The following is a 21,960-nucleotide window of genomic DNA, read 5'->3' on the forward strand; positions in this document are numbered from 1 at the left end:
TAATTGCTGAGGAATAGTCTCATGCCCATTCCCAAACTCACTAAAGCAACGATCGAGCTTCACACCTCTGCCCAATCCCTCAAGCGGGGTGAAGCTTACTATTTAGCGGGCAATGTTACTAGGGCAGTCCGGCGTGGCAAGATGGTGCAAGCAGTCGTGGAGGGTTCCCAAGTAGAACCCTACCGTGTTACCCTGCCCTTTGATGATGCCGGATTAGCATCTACATTATTCTGCACTTGTGCTTACGAGAACGGTGGGTGGTGTAAACACATTGTGGCGACGTTGTTATTGTGTCTGCGGCAACCAGAAATAATTGAGCAGGGCCAGACATTGGAACAATTGCTCGATCGTCTCAACGATGTACAAACCCAGCAATTAATACAGCATTTAGTAAAAAAAGAACCATCACTCATTGATGCGATCGAACGATACATTAACTTAAGTGCTATTCCTGCACCTTCAAACCAACCTACCAAAGCACCCCGCCACACCTCCATCGATCCTGCTCCTTTTCGACACCAAGTACGACGAATTTTGCGAGAGGCTGTGAGGTATTTGGAGGATGGGGACGAAGAAGACCCGATTACAGAAGAACTTTTAGATGTAATTCAGCGAGCCCAGGAATTCAGCACACAGGGGGATGGGAACAACGCTTTAGTAATTTTAGAAGCCATCACCACAGCCTGCGTTGAAGATTGGAATGATGTAGAAGAGTTTGGCGCTGACAATTCTGAGATAGCTAACGGTTTGAATGAAGCTTGGACAGAAGCCATTTTGACGGCTCAACTAACTGCTGAAGAAGAGATCGATCTCCAGGTGATGTTAGAAGCTTGGCAAGATGAATGGGATTGTGATTTCAGCATGAGTTTGGAAGCTTTACGCCAAGGTTGGGACGACCCCCTACTCCAACAGGTACTTGAAGGAAACATTACTGGGTCAGGAGTTTGGGCTGGTGACGCACCAGACTGTGCTCATGACTTAACTTTGATTCGCTTGCAAATCCTCGATCGCCAGGAACGCGATCGAGAATACTTATACTTAGCCCAAGCAGAAGGTTGTACTCAACAATACTTGACGATGTTAACTCGTTTGGGGAGAGTAGAAGAAGCAGTGGAAGCTGCTGCTACCCAGATGCAATCAGCGGAAGATGCTTTTGCTCTCGTTCAAACTTTAAAACAACAGGGAGCCTTAGAACAAGCTCTGAAAATTTGTCAAGCTGGGTTAAATTTGTCAGGTCATTGCCATTACCAACTGGCAACATCAATGAGTGAGTTGGCTGTTGAGTTGGGCGAAGACGAAGTTGCGTTAAATGCTAGAATCCAAATATTTAAAATTCAACCGTCTTTTAGCGATTATAGTTTAGTGAAGGAGTTAGCAAGAGATAGTTGGTCAACTTTGAAAGCAGATTTGTTAGCAACTCTGAAAACTAATGAAAGTTGGAAGTTTACTGACGCGAAGGTTTATATTTTTCTGGATGAGGGAATGATTGAAGATGCGATCGCCCTTGCTGATGGCTTGAGTTATTACCACTCAGCACTGATTCACCGAGTAATGGGGGCTGCTATCAGCCACAGCCCCGATTGGGTAATCACTAATGCTTGTGGGCGTGCTGCATCGATTATGGATCAGGGGAAATCAAACGAGTACAATCTGGCGATTAAGTGGTTGGAAAAAGCCCGCGCTGCCTATTTACACACTGGGCAAAATCTTCAGTGGTCTGCTTATCGTTCTCAACTGATGCAAGTACACAGCCGGAAGCGGAAGTTGATGGAAATGCTCAAAAGTCCCGATTTAGATTGAGCCTTAAGTTTACCGTAAGCCCAAGTTAAAGCGACCCAATAAAATCAAATAAACCTTACTTAATTTTTGCTTTCACGGCCCTAGATTCCACTGTGAATCCTGGAATATCTTGCAGTTCTGTTTCGCTCAAACTGTACTGTTCACAAACCAAACTCAAACGAGTTCCGGTACTTTTAACAGCGTTGACAGAGTGAGTCAAATCTCCTTGAAAATAGATCAGCGAGTTGGCTTGCGGCTTAATCTGCCCGACTTGCTGTTTGTTGCGCCGCAGTATCAATTCTCCCCCTTGCAAGTTCGGCGGTACTTGCACGTACAAAACGCTGACGGCTGCGGGAGGTTCAACAGTTTTGCAATACGATCGCAAAGATCGATCGATATGCGGATCGACGCGGGAACCTTCACCCAGCAACAAAGGGTTGAGGTAAAAAGCATTGCATTCAGGCTGTAATGCTTGGTCTAGATAGGGTTTGAACAAAGGGAACCGCCGTTCTACTTCGGCGATTTCCGAACGTTGAAACACCACGGAAAACCCTTTTGTGCCAATGAAATCGCGGTTGAGGTTGTTGATTGCTAGATAAGGGGAGGCTAGAATTGCTCCTCGCAAGTCGTTGAGGTAGTCGATCGAGAAAGCGTTAGGATGTTGGCTATAGTATTTCAAGGTACTCAAAAATCATCAAAGTTTAAGGAAACAGCAGATAGAAATGTAGCAATCGCTCAGACTGGGGATTGCTTCGTTTCTCGCGGAGGACATAATAATCTTGATTTCAGTCCGCGTACTTAAGTCAAAGGTTTTTCTTAACTGCGGGCGATCGCCCGGAAGTCTCGCAACCAATTAGCAACTGCCAAATATTACTATACAGGCGATCGTTGTGGTGATTCGATTATATTTGGCAATTCGATTATACATGATGCCGCTGGGCAGTCGATCGCCCATTTATTTTAACTTGTGCAATTGCAGAGGCGAGTCTAATTTCCGCGATCGCATCCGGCCTCTGTTTTATCACCGATTTCTTGAGTTTGCTAGCTGGAAAACTGATGGGTGTGCTGTGTAGGAAACGTCTTGCTAAAAAAAGCAATCCGTGGATTAGGTCAAACTGCTGGGAGGGCGATCGACAATATCTAAGTGGCGATCGAACGTTAATAAAGTTTACAAATAGAGGGTGGTCTAAAAAATACCAGCAGTCACAACAGTTACTAAGTAATTATTTCAGATTAAATTAATATTTCACGGGTGGAGAACAGCAAAAGTGCCAGCTATAATTAACCAGAGTAAGTAAAAAAACAACAACTCGCTGAAACGATAGGCCAACAACATTGTACGAAAAAATGGTTGGATAACCAGCCATTAAAGAGATAGTGGATGATTTTTACCGCGATGTTTTGGCTGACGAGATACAGCACTTTGCTTAACGATTAGGTAAAAGAGTAGAGTGCAATGTTATTTTGCTCATTGCTGTTAATGTACCTCTTAGTCAGGCAAAGTGCTGTATCACGGTGTAATTAGAGCAAATCGCCAACAATACTCTGGAGTAAAGTATGAATCCCCATCAAATTTCAGAAACCTTAGATCCATACATTCAGTTATTAGCACAAACCTCCACAGCCCGCAATGCACTACTCACTCACTCAATTTATCAGCAAGTCAATGACTTGAAATCTCTACAAGTGTTTATGAAATCTCATGTTTTTGCTGTCTGGGATTTTATGACACTTCTCAAAACGCTGCAACGTCGATTGACTTGTATCGAATTACCTTGGGTTCCTCCAATAGATATCCATTCGGCGCGATTAGTTAATGAAATAGTTTTGGCAGAAGAAACAGATGAAATTTCTCCAGGTTATTACTCAAGTCACTTTCATCTCTACCTAGATGCGATGGAAGAAGTTGGTGCAGATAGCAAACCAATTCGGAGTTTTATTGCTGCAATTCAACAAGGTTTTTCTGCTAATGAAGCTTTGGCAAATCTGCCTATCCCCGAAGCCACTAAAACTTTTGTAATGACCACATTAAAAGCAGCAAGCGGATTGAATCACGAAGTTGCCGCCGTTTTTCTATTAGGTAGAGAGGATGTGATTCCCAAGATGTTTCAACAAATCCTTACCCAACTAGAAGATGCTCAAGGTATTCCCTGCAATTCGTTTCGTCTTTACCTGGAACGACACACCCATCTTGATGAAGAGCAACACGCACCAATGGGACAGAAACTATTAAGAAACATTTGTGAAAATGACTCTATAAAATGGATGCAAGCTGTAAATGCTGCTAACAATGCTCTGCAAGCACGCTATTGTTTGTGGGATGGCACCACTCAGTCGATTCAACAATAATTGAATCGGAAATGAGCGCGTTCGCCCTTCCTTTTAATTGATTGAAAGAGCGATCGCATTTAACCTCATCTAGCAATCCCAGGCAATCTTACAGCACTTTGCTTAACGATTAGCTACAATAGTAGAGGTGGCAAGAAGGACAAAAAATGAAACCCTACTCCTAGATATGTGCAAATATTTAGGAAATTGGTATTAGTCACGCAAAGTGCTGTAGTGAGCCATTTCTTCGATCATACAGATATGGAAAAGCAGCGCCGCCATCAAACTGCTTTTATCTCTTATGCCCTCGGCGGCACCAAGCAATACTCAGGTCGTTCAATGGAGAAAGCACACGCAGGTTTGAATTTACAGCCCGAACACTTTGATGCGATTGTGAAGCATTTGACCGATGCCATAATTGCCCACGGCGCGTCCCAAGAGGATCTCGATGCAGCGCTAGCTAAGATCGCGACTTTGAAAGAGGCTGTTTTGTACAAGTAAGCTCTAGTGAATGCAACAGGGTTTTTGCAGCCTCTAGAATAATGATAAAAGTGGAGATTTCGTAATTGTGCAGCGAAAGCTCCACTTCGTTTTTTCCCGGATCTAATGAACCCCGAAGAGGTGAAGGAAGAGAAGAAAAAACTTCACAATTGAGGCGAAGATGGCTAGATTTATTTAACCGCTACTCGTAGCATTTGTGGGAAGCAATCGCGCTCGATATTAGAGGGCATTTAAGTTATTTTCTACTTGGTTTATGGATACCTGTTTCATTTTTTATAGTAGCTTATTCGGCTAGCCACGGTATGGCTGAAGTATATTTCACCGCATTTGTTAATTTACTTGGAATGCTGAGAAGTTATATTCATCCTTTAGCTAGATGACGGCAGTTAACTGCGGATTGCACGATCGGTTTACCAATTGCCAATTACCAATTACCAAATCGTATATGCCGCAATACTTCGGAAAACTCCAAACTACTGAACAGCCTTGGTCAACAATCGGCTCGGTAGAATCCATAAATAAAACCGATTCCCTACGGGATAGCTGCGCTTCACGCACAATTCACTTCAATTGCGGCGAAACTTCCCTAAACATCAGCATCCTCGCACCGAATTTAATCCGAGTGCGAATGTCGCCCACAGGTGAATTCAAAAGCCGATCGCACTCAATAACTCTCGCTGACGAAGAGTGGGAAATTACACCATTTGAAGTGCGAGAAACAGACGAAAAAATAGAAATTGAAACATCACAAATAACGATTTCAGTCAAGCGCGATCGCACTGCCATCGAATGCTTTGACAAATCGGGAAAACCCTTTGCTAGCGACTGCGATCCGAGTATGGGATGGCGCACCGGCGCCACCGCAGGCTGGAAACGCATCGAAGCAGACGAACACTTCTACGGTTTCGGGGAACGCACCGGCTTTCTCGACAAACTCTCCGAAGTCAAGACAAACTGGACAACCGACTCCCTCGACTACAATTCCCTCACCGATGAAATGTACCAGGCGATCGCATTTTACATAGCCCTGAATCCCGATCGCGCTTACGGCATCTTTTTCAACACTACATTTTGGAGTCAATTCGACATCGGCGCCCAACAACCGGGGGTTTTGCGGATGGAAACCAGAGGCCCGGAACTCGACTACTACATCATTTACGGCCCGGAACCCGCCCAAATTATCGCCACCTACACGCAGTTAACCGGCCGGATGCCGCTTCCGCCAAAATGGGCGCTGGGATACCACCAATGCCGCTGGAGCTACGAATCCGAGGACGTTGTGCGGGAGTTAGCGCAGGAATTTCGCGATCGGGCGATTCCCTGCGATGTCATCCACCTCGACATCGACTATATGCGCGGCTACCGCGTTTTTACCTGGAGCCCGAAGCGTTTCCCCGATCCGGCTAAACTGATCGCAGACTTGAAAGCAGCCGGTTTCAAAGTTGTCACCATTGTCGATCCCGGTGTCAAGTACGAACCGGAAGCAGATTATGAAATATTCGATCGGGGTGTGGAGAATGACTATTTCGTCCGCACCGCAGAGGGAAAGCTATTCCACGGTTACGTTTGGCCGGACAAAGCGGTGTTTCCCGACTTCCTGCGGCCGGAGGTGCGCCAGTGGTGGGGCGAATTGCACAAAACTCTGACAGATATTGGGATTGCGGGGATTTGGAACGACATGAACGAACCTGCGATCGCAGAACGGCCTTTTGGTGACGGCGGCGAACACATCAGCTTTCCCCTGGATGCACCGCAAGGCCCGGAATCCGATCGCGCTACCCACACGGAAACCCACAATTTGTATGGGTTGATGATGGCGAAAGCTTGTGCACAGGGGTTGCAAAAATTGCGATCGGGCGATCGATCTTTTGTGCTGACGCGATCGGGTTTTGCGGGCGTTCAGCGTTACTCGTCGGTGTGGATGGGCGACAATCAATCGCAGTGGGAACACTTAGAAATGTCGCTACCAATGCTTTGCAATATGGGGCTTTCCGGCGTGGCGTTTGTCGGTTGCGACATCGGCGGTTTTGCGGGGAATGCAACGGCTGAATTGTTCGCGCGGTGGATGCAGGTGGGGATGCTGTATCCCTTGATGCGCGGTCATTCGGCGATGAGTACGGCGCAGCACGAACCGTGGGTTTTTGGCGATCGTACTGAGAAGATTTGCCGCGAATACATCAATTTGCGCTATCAGTTGTTGCCTTATATTTACACGTTGTTTTGGGAAGCAGCGACGGCGGGAACGCCGATTTTGCGACCGCTACTATATCACTTTCCGCGCGATCGGGCAACTTATCACCTTTACGATCAAGTATTACTCGGCCTGTCGCTGATGGCTGCACCTGTTTACCGCCCGGGAGTTGAGCATCGCGCCGTGTATTTGCCGGAGGGGACTTGGTACGATTGGTGGACGGGCGAATGCTATCACGGTCCCACGCACATTTTAGCCCATGCACCTTTGGAGAGAATGCCGCTTTACGTGCGGGGTGGGGGCATAATTGCGTTAGCGAAGCCCTCGAAGAGGATCGCACCTGTGAGGCAATTTGTCAGCGAAGAACCGCTTGAGTCATTAAAAATGCGAATTTGGCCCGGAAGCGGTGAATGGACGCTTTATGAGGACGATGGACACAGTTTTGAACACCAAAAAGGTGTCTGGGCAACGACTAATTACAAGGTGTATTTGGAAGGGGAAAAAATCCTCGTTGAAATTGCCGCGCGGGAGGGTCAATTTTTGATATCAGAACGCGAAGTTATTGTGGAAGTTGTTGGCGTTGGCGAACAACGATTTACAGATGATGGTACGGTGCGGCGTTTGACATTTGGATAGTTTGGCATAAAGCGGTTTATGCTATGGTGGGATTGATTCTGGGCGATCGCTCGATCTGGTAGAGTTTGAGATGGAAAGGGCGATCGTATCCTGAAAATCTGTTCAGCCTGTGATTCCGGTGTGGTGCGATCGAATTCATCAGCAATGGGCAGGTAGTTTGAATGGGTAGGTGCGCTCTCCAAGAGTGTGCTTTCTGCAGGGTGCACCTAGATACAGAGATTAATATCATCAGCTTTTTCAGCTTGATGGTGAAAAATGTTCGTTATGTTACAGATTTGGCGGTGGTGGGTTACGGCAGGGCAAATTAATTATTTGTTTTGACGATATCCGTTATTGCCCGTGCCTAACCACCCCAGTTAGATGAGATTTTATGAGCACCACATTTACGGGAAAACCCTATCACCTAGCTAATGTGTTGCTTGTGGCTGCCCAAAAGACCAGAAAGTTAATGATTGGGAGAGAAATAGAATGTCTACAACAATTGAAGAAGTTAAGAAGCAGTTATCTAGTCAAAGTGAGCAAGAAAGACTTGCTGCTTTATCAGAGACTCTCAATTATGGTCAACAAGGTTTAGAACTATTGATTGAACAGTCTATCAAAGATCCATCAGACAGAGTTAAACAATTTGCCTACAGAGTTTTTCGTGGTGATAATTCTTGGTTGATGGAAAATACACCAGAAAACTTAATTACTTGCCCAACAGATATTATTACTTGTCTAGCAATAAGTCCAGATAATACTATTTTAGTAGGAGGGAGTTGGAAAAAGATTTGGGTATGGAATTTGCAAACGGGGGAAATAATTCGTAGTATAGAATGTAGTATTGAAGGACATTCGCACTGGGTTTTGTCTGTGGCTATTAGTCCTAATGGAAATAAATTAGTTAGCGGAGGTGCAGATAAAAATATTAAGGTATGGAATTTAAAAAGTGGGAAGCTTATTCATACATTAATTGATCTAAGTTGGTATTCTAATTGGATTACTGCTGTTGCTATCACTCCTGATGGAAAAACCATTGTGAGCGGTAGCACCACCAAAACCATCAAAACCTGGGACTTAAATACGGGGAATTTAAAGGACACTCTACAAGATCCAAAGGAACTATCTTCCGTTTTGAGCTTATGTATTAGCCATGATGGAAAAGTGATCGCTTGTGGAAGCACTAATAATAAAATCACCTTATGGAATTTAGATAGCGGTCAACTCATACGCAGTATTGAAGGACATTCAGCTTGGATTCAATCTTTAAATATTACTTCAGACGACACTACATTAATTAGTGGAAGTCGTGATGGGGTTATGAAATTTTGGCAATCCAAAACTGAAGAAGTCTCTTCAAATCAATCAGGTTCAGTTTTGGGTAAAGGTTTAGTAGATGTAGCAGCTACTATAGCGGGATTTTCATTAGGAGGGCCTATAGCTGTAGGGGGTTGGCTTTTAGGTAGAATTATTGTTGCCGCAGGAGACAATAAAGATGTTCCTGTACTACCTCTTCAAACTCTTCAAAATTTAGAATGTACCAAGACTTACCCAAATAATCAATCAATTAATTCTCTAGCTTGTCATGTCAACCAAAATATACTTGTAGTAGGTTTTTCCAAAAACATTAAAGTCTTTGACTTACAAAATAATAGAATTATCTACACTGAACCCGAACAGCCTGGTTTTATTAGCTCTGTAGCAATTAATTATGACGGAAAAACTCTTGCTGTTGCAGGTAAAGATTGGGTAACATTATTGGATACAAAAACAGGAAAACCACTCCATGCTATTAAAGGATGTTCTTATCCAAAACTAAGCAATATTGTTATTTCTGAAATTTTCCAAGCACTCTTTTGTGGTCAAGCCCAGCATTTTACTGTTAAAGGTTTAGACCAGAATAATAGAGAGATGAGCCTTAACAATACAGATGTTAAATGGGAAACTACCGGAGGGAAAATCGAACAAGGTTTATTTACAGCAGGTCAACGGGAAGGAAGATTTCAAGTTAAAGCAAAGATAGGCATTTTTGAGGCTTCTGTCACAATTATTATTATTCAGCCTCCTAGACTCACAGAAATTTCTGTTAATCCCACTAGCATTACTTTAGAGTTTGGTAAAACGCAACAATTTACAGCACAAGTTTTAGATCAACGCAGAAATCCCATGCCACAAACTGTATTATGGGAAGTAAGCGGAGGCGGAACGATAGACCAAAATGGCAATTTTGTAGCTGGAAGCGATCGAGGTAAATTTGAAATCATCGCTTCAGTCAGTTCAATTCGTCGAGTTATCCCAATTACGATTATTGAACCTCCGAAGCTAACAGAACTAATTATTATATCGTCAACATCTCAATTAGAGTTTGGGCAGAGTTTTCAGTTTCAAGTTAAAGGAGTAGATCAGTATGGTGACAGCATACAAACTGGGAGAATTACTTGGTCAACAAGTAGCGGCGGTGGAATAATTGACCAAACTGGCTATTTTATAGCTGTCAACAAGCAAGGAAACTTTGAAGTTATCGCTTCAGTTAGTTCAATTCGTCGAGTTATCCCAATTACGATTATTGAACCTCCGAGGCTAGCAGAACTAATTATTACATCCTCAATACCTCAATTAGAGTTTGACCAGAGCTTTCAGTTTGAAGTTAAGGGAGTAGATCAGTATGGTAACAACATACAAACTGGAAAAGTTACTTGGTTGGCAATTAGTGGAAATATTGATAAGCGGGGTATATTTTATGCGGGCGATCGAGAAGACACTGTTATTATTAAAGCAAGTGTAGGGACAATTAACACTTGCACAGAAGTTAAAGTTTACGAACCTTCTCGGTTAACATTTATAGAGATTTTACCTTCATCTGTTACTTTAGAGCCAGGACAAAGCCAAAGATTTAATCTGGTTGCCTTAAATCAACGAGGTGAAGAAATATCTGTCAGCGATATAGAATGGAATGCCACAGAGGGCTTAATCGATCGACATGGCAATTTTTGCAGTGGAGAACAGCAAAAAGGTGATTGTCAAGTAACCGTCAATGTAGGACATTTAAGCGCCAACGCTGAAGTTACTATTACTCCTGTTCTGAGAGGGCTAAAAATATCTCCTGAACAGGTAGAACTTAAACCAGAAGAAGAATTTACTTTTACTGTAACTGGAGTAGATCAGGTTGGCGATCCTTTAGAAATAACGAATGTTAGATGGATCACTACAAGTGGTGGATTAATTACCGATAAAGGAGCTTTTAAAGGCAATTCTAAAAAGCGCGAAGTTACTGTTGCCGCAAAATTAGGAAAACTTAGCGATACAGCTAAAGTTATCCTCCTGCCTGTTTTAAGACGTTTAGAAGTTCAACCTGGTTTTGTTTATCTTAAATCAAGCGAAGATCAAACATTTGTTGTTAAAGGATTCGATCAATTCGGCTCTCCAATCGCGCCCAGTGAGGTTTATTGGGAAACAACAGGAGGGAAAATTGCTCAAGATGGTACATTAACTTTTACTCAGAATGAGCAAGGTTATTTTCAAGTAACTGCAACATCTCAATTAGCTCCCAAGTATACACAAGAGATAAGAAAAATATTTTTATATACGGGAATTTCTAGCAGAATAATATCTTACTTGATTTCTTATCAAACGCTGCTCCAAGAAATATTTGCTTTAGATTCAGGTTCAACAGATACTGATAAAAATTTAGATAATTCAATAGTTTATGAGACACAAGAATTAGATATAAGTACAGAGGAATTCGAGGCAATTCAAGAGCCGGATACGATAGTAGAAGCTGACGAACAACTAGATATAGAGGTAGATCAAACAACAGATATTGATACAATTGTAGAACCAAATGTATTAGATTTTTATACGGCTTTAGAAGGGTGGTTTTGGAAAAAGCTGCAAAAGCTAGTAGCTAAGGTTTTTCTGTCTATCAGCCGCTTTTGCTTGAGTGAAGCAAGTGCAGGCTTAAGCGCTTCTGCTGATGTCTTTGTTTTGGCTGTTGAATACAATCCCTATAAATATTTTAAATGTTTTAATATCATTAATGCTTATGCTGAATCTGTTACTTCTTTGGCTATTACACCAGATGGACAGAGACTTATTAGTAGTAGTTTTGGGGACGATCCTATTATAAAAATCTGGTATTTAAACACGGGAGAGTTACTAAGTAAGCTAGAAGATAATACACACTTTGTTAAGTGTGTTGCTATTAATCCAGACAGGCCAACACTTGTTAGTACAGGTTGGGATAGCACCATTGGTGCAGTTATAGATAACGACATTAGTGGGGATTTGAATAGCCTTATAGATAGCGGTATTAAATTTGTTAAGTATGTTGCTATTAATCCAGACGGGCAAAAACTTGTTAGTACAGGTTGGGATAGCACTATTGGTGTAGTTATATATGATGATATTAGTTTGGATTCGGATAGCTACGACTTTGATGATAATGGTTGGGATGGGAAAATGCGATACTCTGACTATGATGATATTGGCATTAATGGAGATTTGAATGACTTTATAGATAGCAGCATTAACATTTGGGATTTAAAGACTAATGAGTCCCGACACTCTTTATATTGTTCAAATACACTTGATTTAAACACAGGCAAATTGCAAACGATTATAAGATGGAGTATAGGATGGGTTTCCGCTTTAGCTATTACACCAGATGGTAAAACACTCGTCAGTAGCAATTATGAAACGATAAAAATCTGGGATTTAACGGCGAAGAAATATCCAGATGTTCGGCTAACTTTAAAGAGTTCTGCTGAAACAATCAAGGATTTTACACTTACACCAGATGGTCAAAGAATTGTATCGGCTGGTTGTAGAATAATAAATGACGATTATGATTTGTTTGATAACGATTATGATTATGATTATGAGTCGTTTATTGAGATATGGGACTTAAATACTGGAGAACAACTTCACTCTATAAAAGAGTATTCTACAAGCGATAGTTGCGTTTATTGCCTTGCCATTACGCCAGATGGAAAACAAATTATCAGTGGTCATGGTGATGGAACTATTCGTATATGGGGAATACCAGAGTTGAGTCTGTAAGAATAGATCGTGAAAAGCACCTTTGTTATAATATACCGTCCGGGGATGAGTAGACCCGACACCTACCCACAAACTATGCAACCCATCCAAATTACCACCTTCCAAGCTTTGTGGCGCAGCCTCGGCCTGATAATCAAAGCCGCACCAATTGAACTCCGCAATTTAATAATACTCAACATCATCAGCGGTGCTGCCCCATCTGCCGTGCTTTTTTTAGATAAATTAATCATTGATGAAGTATCTCGGTTGCTGTCGCAAACCCAAACAGCACAGCCCTTTGCTTTGATGCTTTCCCGGCCAATCTTGCTGTGGAGTATTGGTGGAGTCTTAAGTCTCAAGTTAGTCGGTGATGCCCTAGACACAATGAACTCTTTTGTCGCGACATCTTTGCGCGATCGCGTTCAAGGCTTTGTCGAAGGAAAAGTCCTCGAAAAAGTAGCCAATTTCGACGATATTGCCCTCTTTGAAAACCCCGAACTATTAAATATAGTAGAACTAGCCAAAACCGGAGTATCCAAAATACAGCAACTAGCCTTTACCATCAGCATGACCATCACGGGAATTTTTATATTTATTCCATCGATAGGTCTTGCTGCTGCGATAGCTTGGTGGGTGCCAGTGCTGATGTTAATCTCATCATCTCCCTCGATTTATACCCAAAGAAAATATAGCAGAATCATCTGGAGAGTTCAAAGAAAGCAAGCTAAAATCAGCCGCGAGATGAACTTATCCGCTAGAGTCTTGACGGACGAAGAATATGCTAAAGAATTGCGTTTGTTTGGCTTGCAGGAACTTTGGCTCAAACGCTGGCAGGATCAGTTTTTGCAATTTTTTAGCGAGATGCAGCAAATCCGAAAAAAAGGAGCTTTTGTTGTACTTTTCTGGTCGATGTTTAGTAGAATAGGAGTGGCTTTGCCATTTATTTATGTAGTAATGGGAGCTTTGGGGGGCCGCTATACTTTGGGCGATTTAGCACTCTATTCTGGTTTGATTGTCCAAGTAAAGCAAAGTTTGCATATGCTGATTAGCACTTCTACTAATTTGTACGATATCTCTCTCAGCGTTAGTCCGATTTTTCAACTTTTGGAACTCAAACCAGAATTGCAGTCTCCGCTTGTGGATGTGGCATCTCGCCTGCCTAGTGTACCAGAAGACGGGCAAGATTCCCGCCCCACAAAAGATAAAATTGGCATTGAGATTAAGCATCTATCTTTTTGCTATCCCGGTAGCAATAAAAGCACGGTTGAAGATATCAACTTAACTATTCAACCGGGGGAAATGCTAGTGCTTGTTGGTGAAAATGGCGCGGGTAAAACAACCCTTGGCAAACTCCTCGGCCGCCTGTACGACCCGACAAGTGGTACGATCGACTGGAACGGCAAAGATTTGCGATCGTACTCTCTAGCATACGTGCGATCGCGCATCGCCGTAGTCATGCAAGATTACGCCCGTTTCCCCTCCACAGTCCGAGAAAACGTCGGTTTCGGCGACTTGCTTTCCCTGTCAGATGACACCGCAATTAATGAAGCTATTTCCGAAGCAGGAATTAGCGCCAAAGTCAATAGTCTTTCCGCAGGTTTAGAGACACCGTTGGGAAAACAATTAGAAGACGGCATAGACTTATCCGGGGGACAGTGGCAAAGAATTGCGATCGCCCGCGCCTTAATGCGGCTTTCTACAGCCGAAGTGCTAATTTTTGACGAACCAACCGCCGCCCTCGACCCCAAGACAGAACACGAAATTTACAGCATCTTCCGCCAAATAGCCGCCGGGAAAACAACAATAGTCATCAGTCACAGATTGGGATTAGCAAAAATTGCCGATCGCATCGCCGTGATGGAAAACGGTAAAATAGCAGAAATAGGAACTCACGACGAATTGATAGCATCAAACGGAATTTACTGCTCAATGTTCACCCGTCAAGCTAGCAGCTATATTTAGTCATTAGTCATTAGTCAGCAGTCATTAGTCAGCAGTCAACAGTCAACAGTCAACAGTCAACAGTCAACTGTTGACTATCTGCCCGTCAACGTATCCGCATAAGGATCGGGCAAAGCTTGCTGCACTTCCAAAAGCGGCAAAGGATCTCCAGTCAACGGTTGACTAATCAAATTTTTTTTTACCCCATCCCCCCGGCGATCGCGCTCTTGCAGCTTCAGCAATTCCTCTTGATAAACAGCAACAATTCGCCCTAAACTCAGCACCAAATCATCCCAATTATCATCTCCCACCAACTTCTCAGAAATTCCCTCAAATAACTCTCCCGCTTGCCTTTTTTGGACATAAGCTTTCAACAGCTTTCCCGACTTTTGCAAAACGGCCTGATAAATATCCCCATCAGACCACCACAGCCCCTGTTGACTCAGCAGCCAAGTCAAAATATACTCGCGAGCGTGTTGCTCCTTCACCCAGGCCGCGAGATACTGCAAATCTTCCATAATTACAACAGTCTCCTAAGTTGTCCTTAAAATGTCCGCTTGTTTGTATCTACCGTTACCGCGATCGACATAATACCTGCCTTATCATCACCTGCCCGCGTCATTAATATCCCTTAAATCTTAAAAAAACCCTACTGATTTACCAAACAGCAATTCTGAGAATATAAAAATAAACCTGAACCTCCTAGGTCTATTGTCCAATACTTTTAGTCCACCGGAAAGCGCTACACCCCGCCTCGCTTTCCTCTCTCGCAAATCTATCCTCAAGCGGGAACAACCAGCGGGTTATTAGCATGACAAAGCAAAATTTTGGTTTAATCGGTCTAGCAGTGATGGGCGAGAACCTCGCGCTCAACGTCGAAAGCAGAGGCTTCTCCGTGGCTGTATACAACCGCACAGCAGCTAAAACCGACGAATTCATGGCCAAACGCGCCCCCGGCAAGAACATTGTAGCCGCCAAGACTCTGACAGAATTCGTCGATGTCCTAGAAACCCCGCGCAGAATCTTAGTCATGGTGCAAGCTGGGAAACCCGTAGATGCAGTCATCGACCAGCTCAAACCCATGCTGTCACCGGGCGACATGATTATTGACGGCGGCAACTCGCTCTACGACGACACCGAACGCCGCACCAAAGATTTAGAATCGATGGGACTGGGATTTGTTGGCATGGGCATCAGCGGCGGTGAAGAAGGCGCGCTCAACGGTGCTAGCATGATGCCCGGTGGCACCCGCACTGCTTACGGCCTACTAGAGCCAATTCTCGTCAAAATTGCGGCTCAAGTAGATGACGGCCCCTGCGTTACTTTCATCGGCCCCGGTGGTGCCGGCCACTACGTGAAGATGGTTCACAACGGCATTGAGTACGGGGATATGCAGCTCATTGCTGAAGCCTACGATTTGCTCAAAAACGTTGGTGGATTGGACGGCAAGCAGTTGCAGGAAGTTTTTGCCGAATGGAACACCACAGACGAACTCAACTCGTTTTTGATTGAAATTACGGCTAACATTTTCAAGTATATTGACCCGGAAACTAAGCAACCCTTAGTTGAGGTAATTATGGACGCAGCCGGTCAAAAAGGCACCGGCCGCTGGACTGTAATGAGTGCTTTAGAATTGGGCGTGAGCATTCCCACAATTATCGCTGCTGTGAATGCGAGAATCATGTCTTCTTACAAAGACGAGCGCGTCAACGCTGCCCAAGAACTGACGGGGCCTAGCGCCAAGTACGAAGGCGATACTAAAGAGTTTGTGAACAAAGTCCGGGATGCGCTTTACTGCTCGAAGATTTGCTCCTACGCGCAAGGTATGGCGCTGTTGAGCGCGGCCTCGAAGTCGTACAACTATGACTTGAGTTTGAGCGAAATTTCCCGAATTTGGAAGGGTGGCTGTATCATTCGGGCTGGATTTTTGGACAAGATTAAAACAGCTTTCAATGACGATCCCGATCTGCCAAATTTGCTGTTAGCGCCGGAGTTCAAACAGAGCATTCTCGATCGCCAATCAGCTTGGCGGGATGTTTTGGCTACTGCTAGCACACTGGGGATTGCAGTACCAGCATTTAGCGCATCGCTGGACTATTTCGACAGCTACCGGCGCGCTAGATTGCCACAAAACCTCACGCAAGCTCAGCGTGATTATTTTGGGGCTCACACCTACGAACGCATCGACAAACCGCGCGGCGAATACTTCCACTCAGAGTGGACGCAAGTTGCTGAAGAGTCGCTGCAAACCGGTACTACCGACTAATTAATTTTTGTAGGGTGCGTTTCGGCGCACCTTACAGATAGACAATGAGATTACTGCCAACAGATCTTATTCCTGAACCCACACGGATACTGAACCGCCTTGACAGCGAAACTCGCCCCAACCCCACTCGTTAGTAGAAACAGGTTCCTTAATATGCCCTGTTAAATCCACAAAATTAGCATGAGGTTTACTAACTTCCATCCACTTGGAACCCTCCGGGCCGTCACTCATAATTACTGCCATTGCCTGTGGATTTTTCCCATTGCCCAATCTCGTCCAGCCAATGGTATTCCAATGATCGAAATAGTCATATTGAGGGCCGTAAGCGAAGTGTTTGCGAGCATGGAGAAATTTGTCAATTAGCGATCGATGAGAGGGCATAACAATCTTATACCGATTGCCATCACGCCCCCAATCTTCATATTCTGCACCGTAATAATCGCCGTAGAAAACGCAGGGATAACCTTCTCTTCGCAATAGAATAATCGCATAAGCAAGAGGTTTAAACCAGGGTTCTACAACAGATTCAAGTGCTTGCAGCGGTTGGGAGTCGTGGTTTTCGACAAACGTTACTGCATGAGCCGGTTGCTGCTGCATCATTGTACCGTCTAAGATGCGCCGCATATCGTAGTTACCGCCCTGTTGGCTGGCGTAATGAAAGTTGTAATGCAGCGGCACATCAAAAACTGACATTTTGCCCTTAACTGAACCGACATACCAGTGCAGGATATCGATATTGGGTGCCCAATACTCACCGACAACAAACAAATCTTTGCCGACATATCGCTCCATTTCATCCAACCATTGCGGAAAAAACCAAGACGATATGTGTTTGATTGCATCTAAACGAAAACCGTCGGCACCTGTTGTGTCGAGATACCACTTACCCCAGCGTGTAATTTCATCTCGTACCCATCGATCCTGGAAATCCAGATCGCACCCCATTAAATAGGCAAAATTGCCATTTTCTAGGGCAACATAGTCATCAAAAATTCTCCCTTCTACCAAATAGACTGTATCGCGATCGTCTGAATTGTATTCGTTGTAGTCTACTGCGTCAAAATGCCACCAGTGCCATTCAAATTGGGAATATTTACCTTTGCGTCCGGGAAAGTTAAAATTGGTGTAGCTTTTGATTTCTTGCAACCCACCTTTGGGATTTAGCCGATTGTTTTGAGGATAAGGAGTTGCCTTAAATATCTCTGCTGCATCTGCACCAATTTTGTGGTTGATAACTACATCGGCATAGACTTGGATCTGAGATTTGTGCAGGGCTGCGATCGCATCCAAATATTGCTGCTTAGTACCATATTTGGTGCGAATTGAACCTTGTTGGTTGAATTCTCCCAAATCAAATAAGTCGTAAACCCCATATCCAACGTCGCTTTTCCCGCCAATTCCTTTGTAAGCTGGGGGCAGCCACAGTGCGGTAAAACCCGCATCAGCCAATTCTTTCGCTTGATTTTTCACCTCATCCCACAGGGTTCCTTGAGCGGAAGTGTACCAGTGGAAATATTGCATCATCGTGCCGTTAATATCTGCCATTTTGCACCCTTGCCTTGAGATGATACTGACAATTTAAGGCGATCTTAGGCTACAGCATTGCCCATTGTCACGGTATCCGCATTAATTTTTTCTAAAACTCCGGTTTGGGTGTGATTAAAGTTTTGTTACAGTTCTCAACTATAAAATCTTTTGACTTTAGCCTGACTTTTTGAACCATACTTGAACTTGAGTGCAGACAAAAAGCCCAAGTCCAAGGTCGGGAATATAAAAGAATTAGTAAGTAAGATCACAATGTGCTTGTGATCTTACTTGCGGTCTTAGTAGATAACTATACTGAGCAAATCTGCTACCATCATAACTACTCCTTTTAAAAAAATGTAATTTTATGAAATCTTTTATTGTAAGAGCCGCTGCCGTTGTGGGTGTGATTGCGACATCGGTATTGGATACATTGAAAGAAGAAGAGGAAAAAAAGCGTTTATTAGAAAGTGGTATTCGGGAAGTGGATGAAATGACGGGAAAAGAGTTTGAAAAATTTCTAGATGTCCATTTTAGAAATTTGGGTTATAGTGTTACTTTAACTCAAGATAGTCAAGATTATGGGGCGGATTTAATTTTATACAAGGATGGCTCAAAAACTGTGGTTCAAGCGAAAAGAAGCAAAAATCCAGTGGGGATTAAAGCAGTTCAAGAAGTAGCAGGAGCCGTCAGACATTACAAAGGAAATAAAGGAAGAGTCATCACCAACAACCGATTTACAGAAAACGCTTACAATCTTGCTAAATCTAACGACATAGAGTTATGGGATAGAAAAAGACTCATCGAATTCATCCTGACAGCTAAGAAGTGTAAATAATTGCTCGACCAAAGTAAGTTATATATAAAAGATGCACTGCTTTCCCAGTATCTTTAATCTCACTGATCAATCATGCTACAAATTTCTAATACAGTCTTCCTGGACGATCGCGAAATCGAGATTAGTGCGATTCGCTCTCAAGGCGCGGGGGGGCAAAATGTAAATAAGGTGGCGAGTGCGATTCACTTGCGCTTTGATATCCCAGCTTCCTCATTGCCCGATCGCTACAAGGAGCGTTTGCTGCAAATCAACGACCAGCGCATCACCTCCGAAGGTGTGATTGTCATCAAAGCGCAGGAACACCGCAGCCAGGAACAAAACCGGGAGGAGGCTTTGAGACGGCTGCAAGAACTGATTAAAAGTGCGATCGTCATACCGAAAAGGCGCAAACCCAGCAAAGCGACTCGTAGTTCCCAGCGCAAGCGTCTTGACAGCAAAACCAAGCGAGGGCAGATTAAAGCTCTGAGAGGGAAAGTCACGGAGTGATTGATAATCTCAATTCCTCTTGAAATTAGGATATCATTGTAGATGATGATTGTTAGTTTTAGGAAACGGCAATGACAACTACTGCACCTAACGAGCCGACGCTAGCCGATGTTATTGAAAAGCTAGACAAGCTATCGGCTGAAGTTGAAAAAACTAATGACAAAACCGACAGATTCAATGACAAATTCGATAACTACCAGAAAGCTACCCAATGGGTTGTGCAACTTGCTTTCACTTTGATTGCAAGCGCCACTATCACGGTGATTATCACTTCTGTTCTCCGTAAGTAATACCAAATCCTACTTTAATATCCTCTTTATAACTTGTTTGTTAGATGCCCGACTTCTTCAATAAGTCGGGCATCTAATCTGCTTTTTTAGGTTTGTCTAATTAGAACTAATCAACAAAAGTTGTCAGTCGGGATTTGGTGGGCCTAAGTCGTCCGGTAAATCGTTAAGCGTTTTTCCCAAAGCTTTGCAAAGAGCTTTCATTTGAGCAATGGTCAGTTCGGGTTCGTCTAGTCCTCGTTCCCAGTTACTGATTGCTTGTTGACTTAGGGTTTTTGCGCCGGTTTTGTCGGGAATTTGTTTTGCTAAAGCTGCTTGCGATAAACCAACAGCCTCCCGCAAGATTTGCAGTGCCGGTATATCTTTGGACTCTTGAGTTTGTTTCTTTCGGGGCATATCATGGGAAATTTACAAGCAAACTTGTTGACAGCCGGGAGGTTTACAAGTATCCTTGTTAAAGATAGAGACAACAGAAAGGCGGCTGCTTTAGCCGGACGGTGGAAACGCTTTGGTTTAGCAAGCTGCCCTCTTTGTAGTTTCTACCCATTATGCCTGCATAGCCAAGCCTATTTTCCGAGCTTGGGTGCATGATTCAAACCCGTTTCCCTAGACTTTTCCGAACCCCTGCGGGTTAGTTGTCGTTCGATGAGGGCTCACGACTTGGTAAGTCATCGGGAATTTTGGTTACGTCTAATCCTAAAAGCTCAAACATAGTTTTTAGAGAAACCTGGTACAGGTTAGCCATAGCAAGTATGTTTTCAGCATTAGGTAGAGCCTTGCCTAATTCCCAGTCAGCTTGTCTTCGCTCGGAAATTCCAATTTTTTCTTTGACTTGAGGGCGTGTTAGTCCAGCTTGTTCTCTGAGTAGTCTCAAAGGAGACTTCTCCTTTTCTTGTAAATCTTCTTCTATCATAGGACGAAATATTCATGATGCAAACGTCTTGACAAAGGCTTGAATAAGACGTAAACTTCATGTTGGTAGGCAAAACAAAGGCCGCTCAACGAGCCTCCAAGGTCAAAATGCAGGTTTGAAGAACCGCCTTATTTGTTGTGTCTATCAATTATGCCTGCATACCCAAGCGTATTTTCGGGGGTTGGGCACAGACCTCAAGCCCCTTTTTTCTCAACGCCGAGGAGGTGATGCCATGTAAAAGGTCGATCGACCTGACAGCCTGACTCAAAATTGTATCAAATGTCAACACCATGATTTAGCTGTGCTTGTTAGTTGTCCTTCGATGAGGGCTCACGACTTGGTAAGTCATCGGGAATTTTGGTTACATCTAATCCTAAAAGCTCAAACATAGTTTTTAGAGAAACCTGGTACAGGTTAGCCAGTGCAGCTACGTTTTCAACAGTTGGCATGGACTTTCCTGATTCCCAGTCAGCTTGCATCCGCTCAGAAACGCCGATATGTTGTTTGACTTGAGGGCGGGTTAGGCCAGCTTGTTCTCTGAGAAGCCTTAATGGAGACTTCTCCTTTTCTTGCGAATTTTCTGCCCCAATACATGAAGCTTGTTTCACCAGTTCTAGGTTCTTGACCTCCGCCGAAAGATGAAGTACACTTAATGCTTGTAGGTCATCGGGAATTTTGGCTACGTCTAATCCCATACATCTAGCAAGTGTTTTTAGAGGTACGCCTAGCTCGCGCGCCAGAGCAATGACGCGATCGAAGCGAGGAATGGATTCTCCTCGTTCCCAATCGCCAATAATGCGAATTCCTACCCCCATTCGACGACTAAGTTCAGGTTGGGTCAAATTTGCACTTTCTCTAAGGTTTTTCAAGGTTATGGTTTCTTGATCTTTAGCTTCCATCAATTATAGCAGTTAGTTGCTAGCAAAATAGTGCTTGACAAAATTTGAATCTGGCACTAAACTGCTAGTAGATAGGCAAAACAAAGGCAACCGGGCGAGCCTCCAAGGTCAAAATGCAGGTTTGAAGAACCGCCTTACTTGTAGTGTCTATCAATTGTGCTTGCATACCCAAGCGTATTTTCGGGGGTTGGGCGCATACCTCAAGCCCCTTTTTTCTCAACGCCGAGGAGGTGATGCTATGTAAAAGGTTGATCGACCTCACAGGACAACACAACTCAAAATTGTATCAAAGATCCAGACCAAAACTTCTCCTTTGCGATCGCACAACTTCCGTGCTATCGTGCCATTTCTCGAA

Annotated in this window: 17 protein-coding genes; 11 read left to right on the top strand and 6 right to left on the bottom strand. The window is 43.7% G+C overall.

All coding sequences use genetic code 11. The features are described from left to right. Positions 1 to 21 precede the first annotated feature (21 nt). Positions 22 to 1,800: an SWIM zinc finger family protein gene (locus QUB44_RS16400; RefSeq protein ID WP_333369314.1), complete on the top strand. Its 1,779-nt coding sequence runs from the start codon at positions 22 to 24 to the stop codon at positions 1,798 to 1,800. Positions 1,801 to 1,855: 55 nt separating this feature from the next. Here QUB44_RS16400 and QUB44_RS16405 read toward each other — a convergent pair whose 3' ends face one another. Then, positions 1,856 to 2,458 (bottom strand): 2OG-Fe(II) oxygenase, encoded by a 603-nt coding sequence (locus QUB44_RS16405; protein ID WP_041622513.1) that lies wholly within the window; start codon positions 2,456 to 2,458, stop codon positions 1,856 to 1,858. A gap of 211 nt (positions 2,459 to 2,669) precedes the next feature. Here QUB44_RS16405 and QUB44_RS16410 point away from each other — a divergent pair, with 211 nt between their 5' ends. The 6 genes from QUB44_RS16410 (at position 2,670) to QUB44_RS16435 (ending at position 14,413) form a co-directional block, all read left to right on the top strand. Then, on the top strand, positions 2,670 to 2,852 hold the full coding sequence (locus tag QUB44_RS16410) for a hypothetical protein (RefSeq protein ID WP_333369316.1): 183 nt from the start codon (positions 2,670 to 2,672) through the stop codon (positions 2,850 to 2,852). Between the two features lie 484 nt (positions 2,853 to 3,336). Further along, positions 3,337 to 4,128: a DUF3050 domain-containing protein gene (locus QUB44_RS16415; RefSeq protein ID WP_333369319.1), complete on the top strand. Its 792-nt coding sequence runs from the start codon at positions 3,337 to 3,339 to the stop codon at positions 4,126 to 4,128. Between the two features lie 168 nt (positions 4,129 to 4,296). Further along, positions 4,297 to 4,608, top strand: coding sequence for a group 1 truncated hemoglobin (locus tag QUB44_RS16420; RefSeq protein WP_333369321.1), 312 nt, complete (start codon positions 4,297 to 4,299; stop codon positions 4,606 to 4,608). A 445-nt stretch (positions 4,609 to 5,053) separates the two neighbouring features. After that, positions 5,054 to 7,435, top strand: a complete 2,382-nt coding sequence (locus tag QUB44_RS16425) for a glycoside hydrolase family 31 protein (protein WP_333369323.1) — start codon at positions 5,054 to 5,056, stop codon at positions 7,433 to 7,435. A 468-nt stretch (positions 7,436 to 7,903) separates the two neighbouring features. Continuing rightward, positions 7,904 to 12,472 (top strand): Ig-like domain-containing protein, encoded by a 4,569-nt coding sequence (locus tag QUB44_RS16430; protein WP_333369325.1) that lies wholly within the window; start codon positions 7,904 to 7,906, stop codon positions 12,470 to 12,472. Between the two features lie 75 nt (positions 12,473 to 12,547). Next, on the top strand, positions 12,548 to 14,413 hold the full coding sequence (locus tag QUB44_RS16435; RefSeq protein ID WP_333369327.1) for an ABC transporter ATP-binding protein: 1,866 nt from the start codon (positions 12,548 to 12,550) through the stop codon (positions 14,411 to 14,413). Between the two features lie 74 nt (positions 14,414 to 14,487). Here QUB44_RS16435 and QUB44_RS16440 read toward each other — a convergent pair whose 3' ends face one another. Beyond that, positions 14,488 to 14,910, bottom strand: a complete 423-nt coding sequence (locus QUB44_RS16440; protein WP_333369329.1) for a hypothetical protein — start codon at positions 14,908 to 14,910, stop codon at positions 14,488 to 14,490. Between the two features lie 293 nt (positions 14,911 to 15,203). Here QUB44_RS16440 and gnd point away from each other — a divergent pair, with 293 nt between their 5' ends. Beyond that, a complete protein-coding gene (gene gnd / locus QUB44_RS16445) occupies positions 15,204 to 16,658 on the top strand; it encodes a decarboxylating NADP(+)-dependent phosphogluconate dehydrogenase (RefSeq protein WP_333369331.1) in 1,455 nt (484 codons plus the stop codon). Positions 16,659 to 16,724: 66 nt separating this feature from the next. Here gnd and QUB44_RS16450 read toward each other — a convergent pair whose 3' ends face one another. Beyond that, on the bottom strand, positions 16,725 to 18,203 hold the full coding sequence (locus QUB44_RS16450) for an alpha-amylase (protein ID WP_333369333.1): 1,479 nt from the start codon (positions 18,201 to 18,203) through the stop codon (positions 16,725 to 16,727). Positions 18,204 to 18,549: 346 nt separating this feature from the next. Between QUB44_RS16450 and QUB44_RS16455 the strand changes: the two genes are divergently transcribed. The 3 genes from QUB44_RS16455 (at position 18,550) to QUB44_RS16465 (ending at position 19,796) form a co-directional block, all read left to right on the top strand. Then, complete coding sequence (locus QUB44_RS16455) at positions 18,550 to 19,020, top strand: restriction endonuclease (protein ID WP_333369335.1); 471 nt, start codon at positions 18,550 to 18,552, stop codon at positions 19,018 to 19,020. Positions 19,021 to 19,092: 72 nt separating this feature from the next. Further along, complete coding sequence (arfB, locus tag QUB44_RS16460; protein WP_333369337.1) at positions 19,093 to 19,506, top strand: alternative ribosome rescue aminoacyl-tRNA hydrolase ArfB; 414 nt, start codon at positions 19,093 to 19,095, stop codon at positions 19,504 to 19,506. Positions 19,507 to 19,577: 71 nt separating this feature from the next. Next, positions 19,578 to 19,796, top strand: a complete 219-nt coding sequence (locus tag QUB44_RS16465; RefSeq protein ID WP_333369339.1) for a hypothetical protein — start codon at positions 19,578 to 19,580, stop codon at positions 19,794 to 19,796. A 123-nt stretch (positions 19,797 to 19,919) separates the two neighbouring features. Here QUB44_RS16465 and QUB44_RS16470 read toward each other — a convergent pair whose 3' ends face one another. From QUB44_RS16470 to QUB44_RS16480, 3 genes are all read right to left on the bottom strand, one after another. Then, positions 19,920 to 20,189, bottom strand: coding sequence for a helix-turn-helix transcriptional regulator (locus tag QUB44_RS16470; RefSeq protein WP_333160550.1), 270 nt, complete (start codon positions 20,187 to 20,189; stop codon positions 19,920 to 19,922). A 235-nt stretch (positions 20,190 to 20,424) separates the two neighbouring features. Further along, on the bottom strand, positions 20,425 to 20,706 hold the full coding sequence (locus QUB44_RS16475) for a helix-turn-helix transcriptional regulator (protein ID WP_333237690.1): 282 nt from the start codon (positions 20,704 to 20,706) through the stop codon (positions 20,425 to 20,427). Between the two features lie 308 nt (positions 20,707 to 21,014). Beyond that, positions 21,015 to 21,605 carry a helix-turn-helix transcriptional regulator gene (locus QUB44_RS16480; protein WP_333369341.1) on the bottom strand — a complete coding sequence of 197 codons (591 nt, stop codon included), beginning with the start codon at positions 21,603 to 21,605 and terminating at the stop codon, positions 21,015 to 21,017. Positions 21,606 to 21,960: the final 355 nt, after the last annotated feature.

The sequence above is a fragment of the Microcoleus sp. AT3-D2 genome (assembly GCF_036705715.1).
Taxonomy (GTDB): Bacteria; Cyanobacteriota; Cyanobacteriia; order Cyanobacteriales; family Microcoleaceae; genus Microcoleus.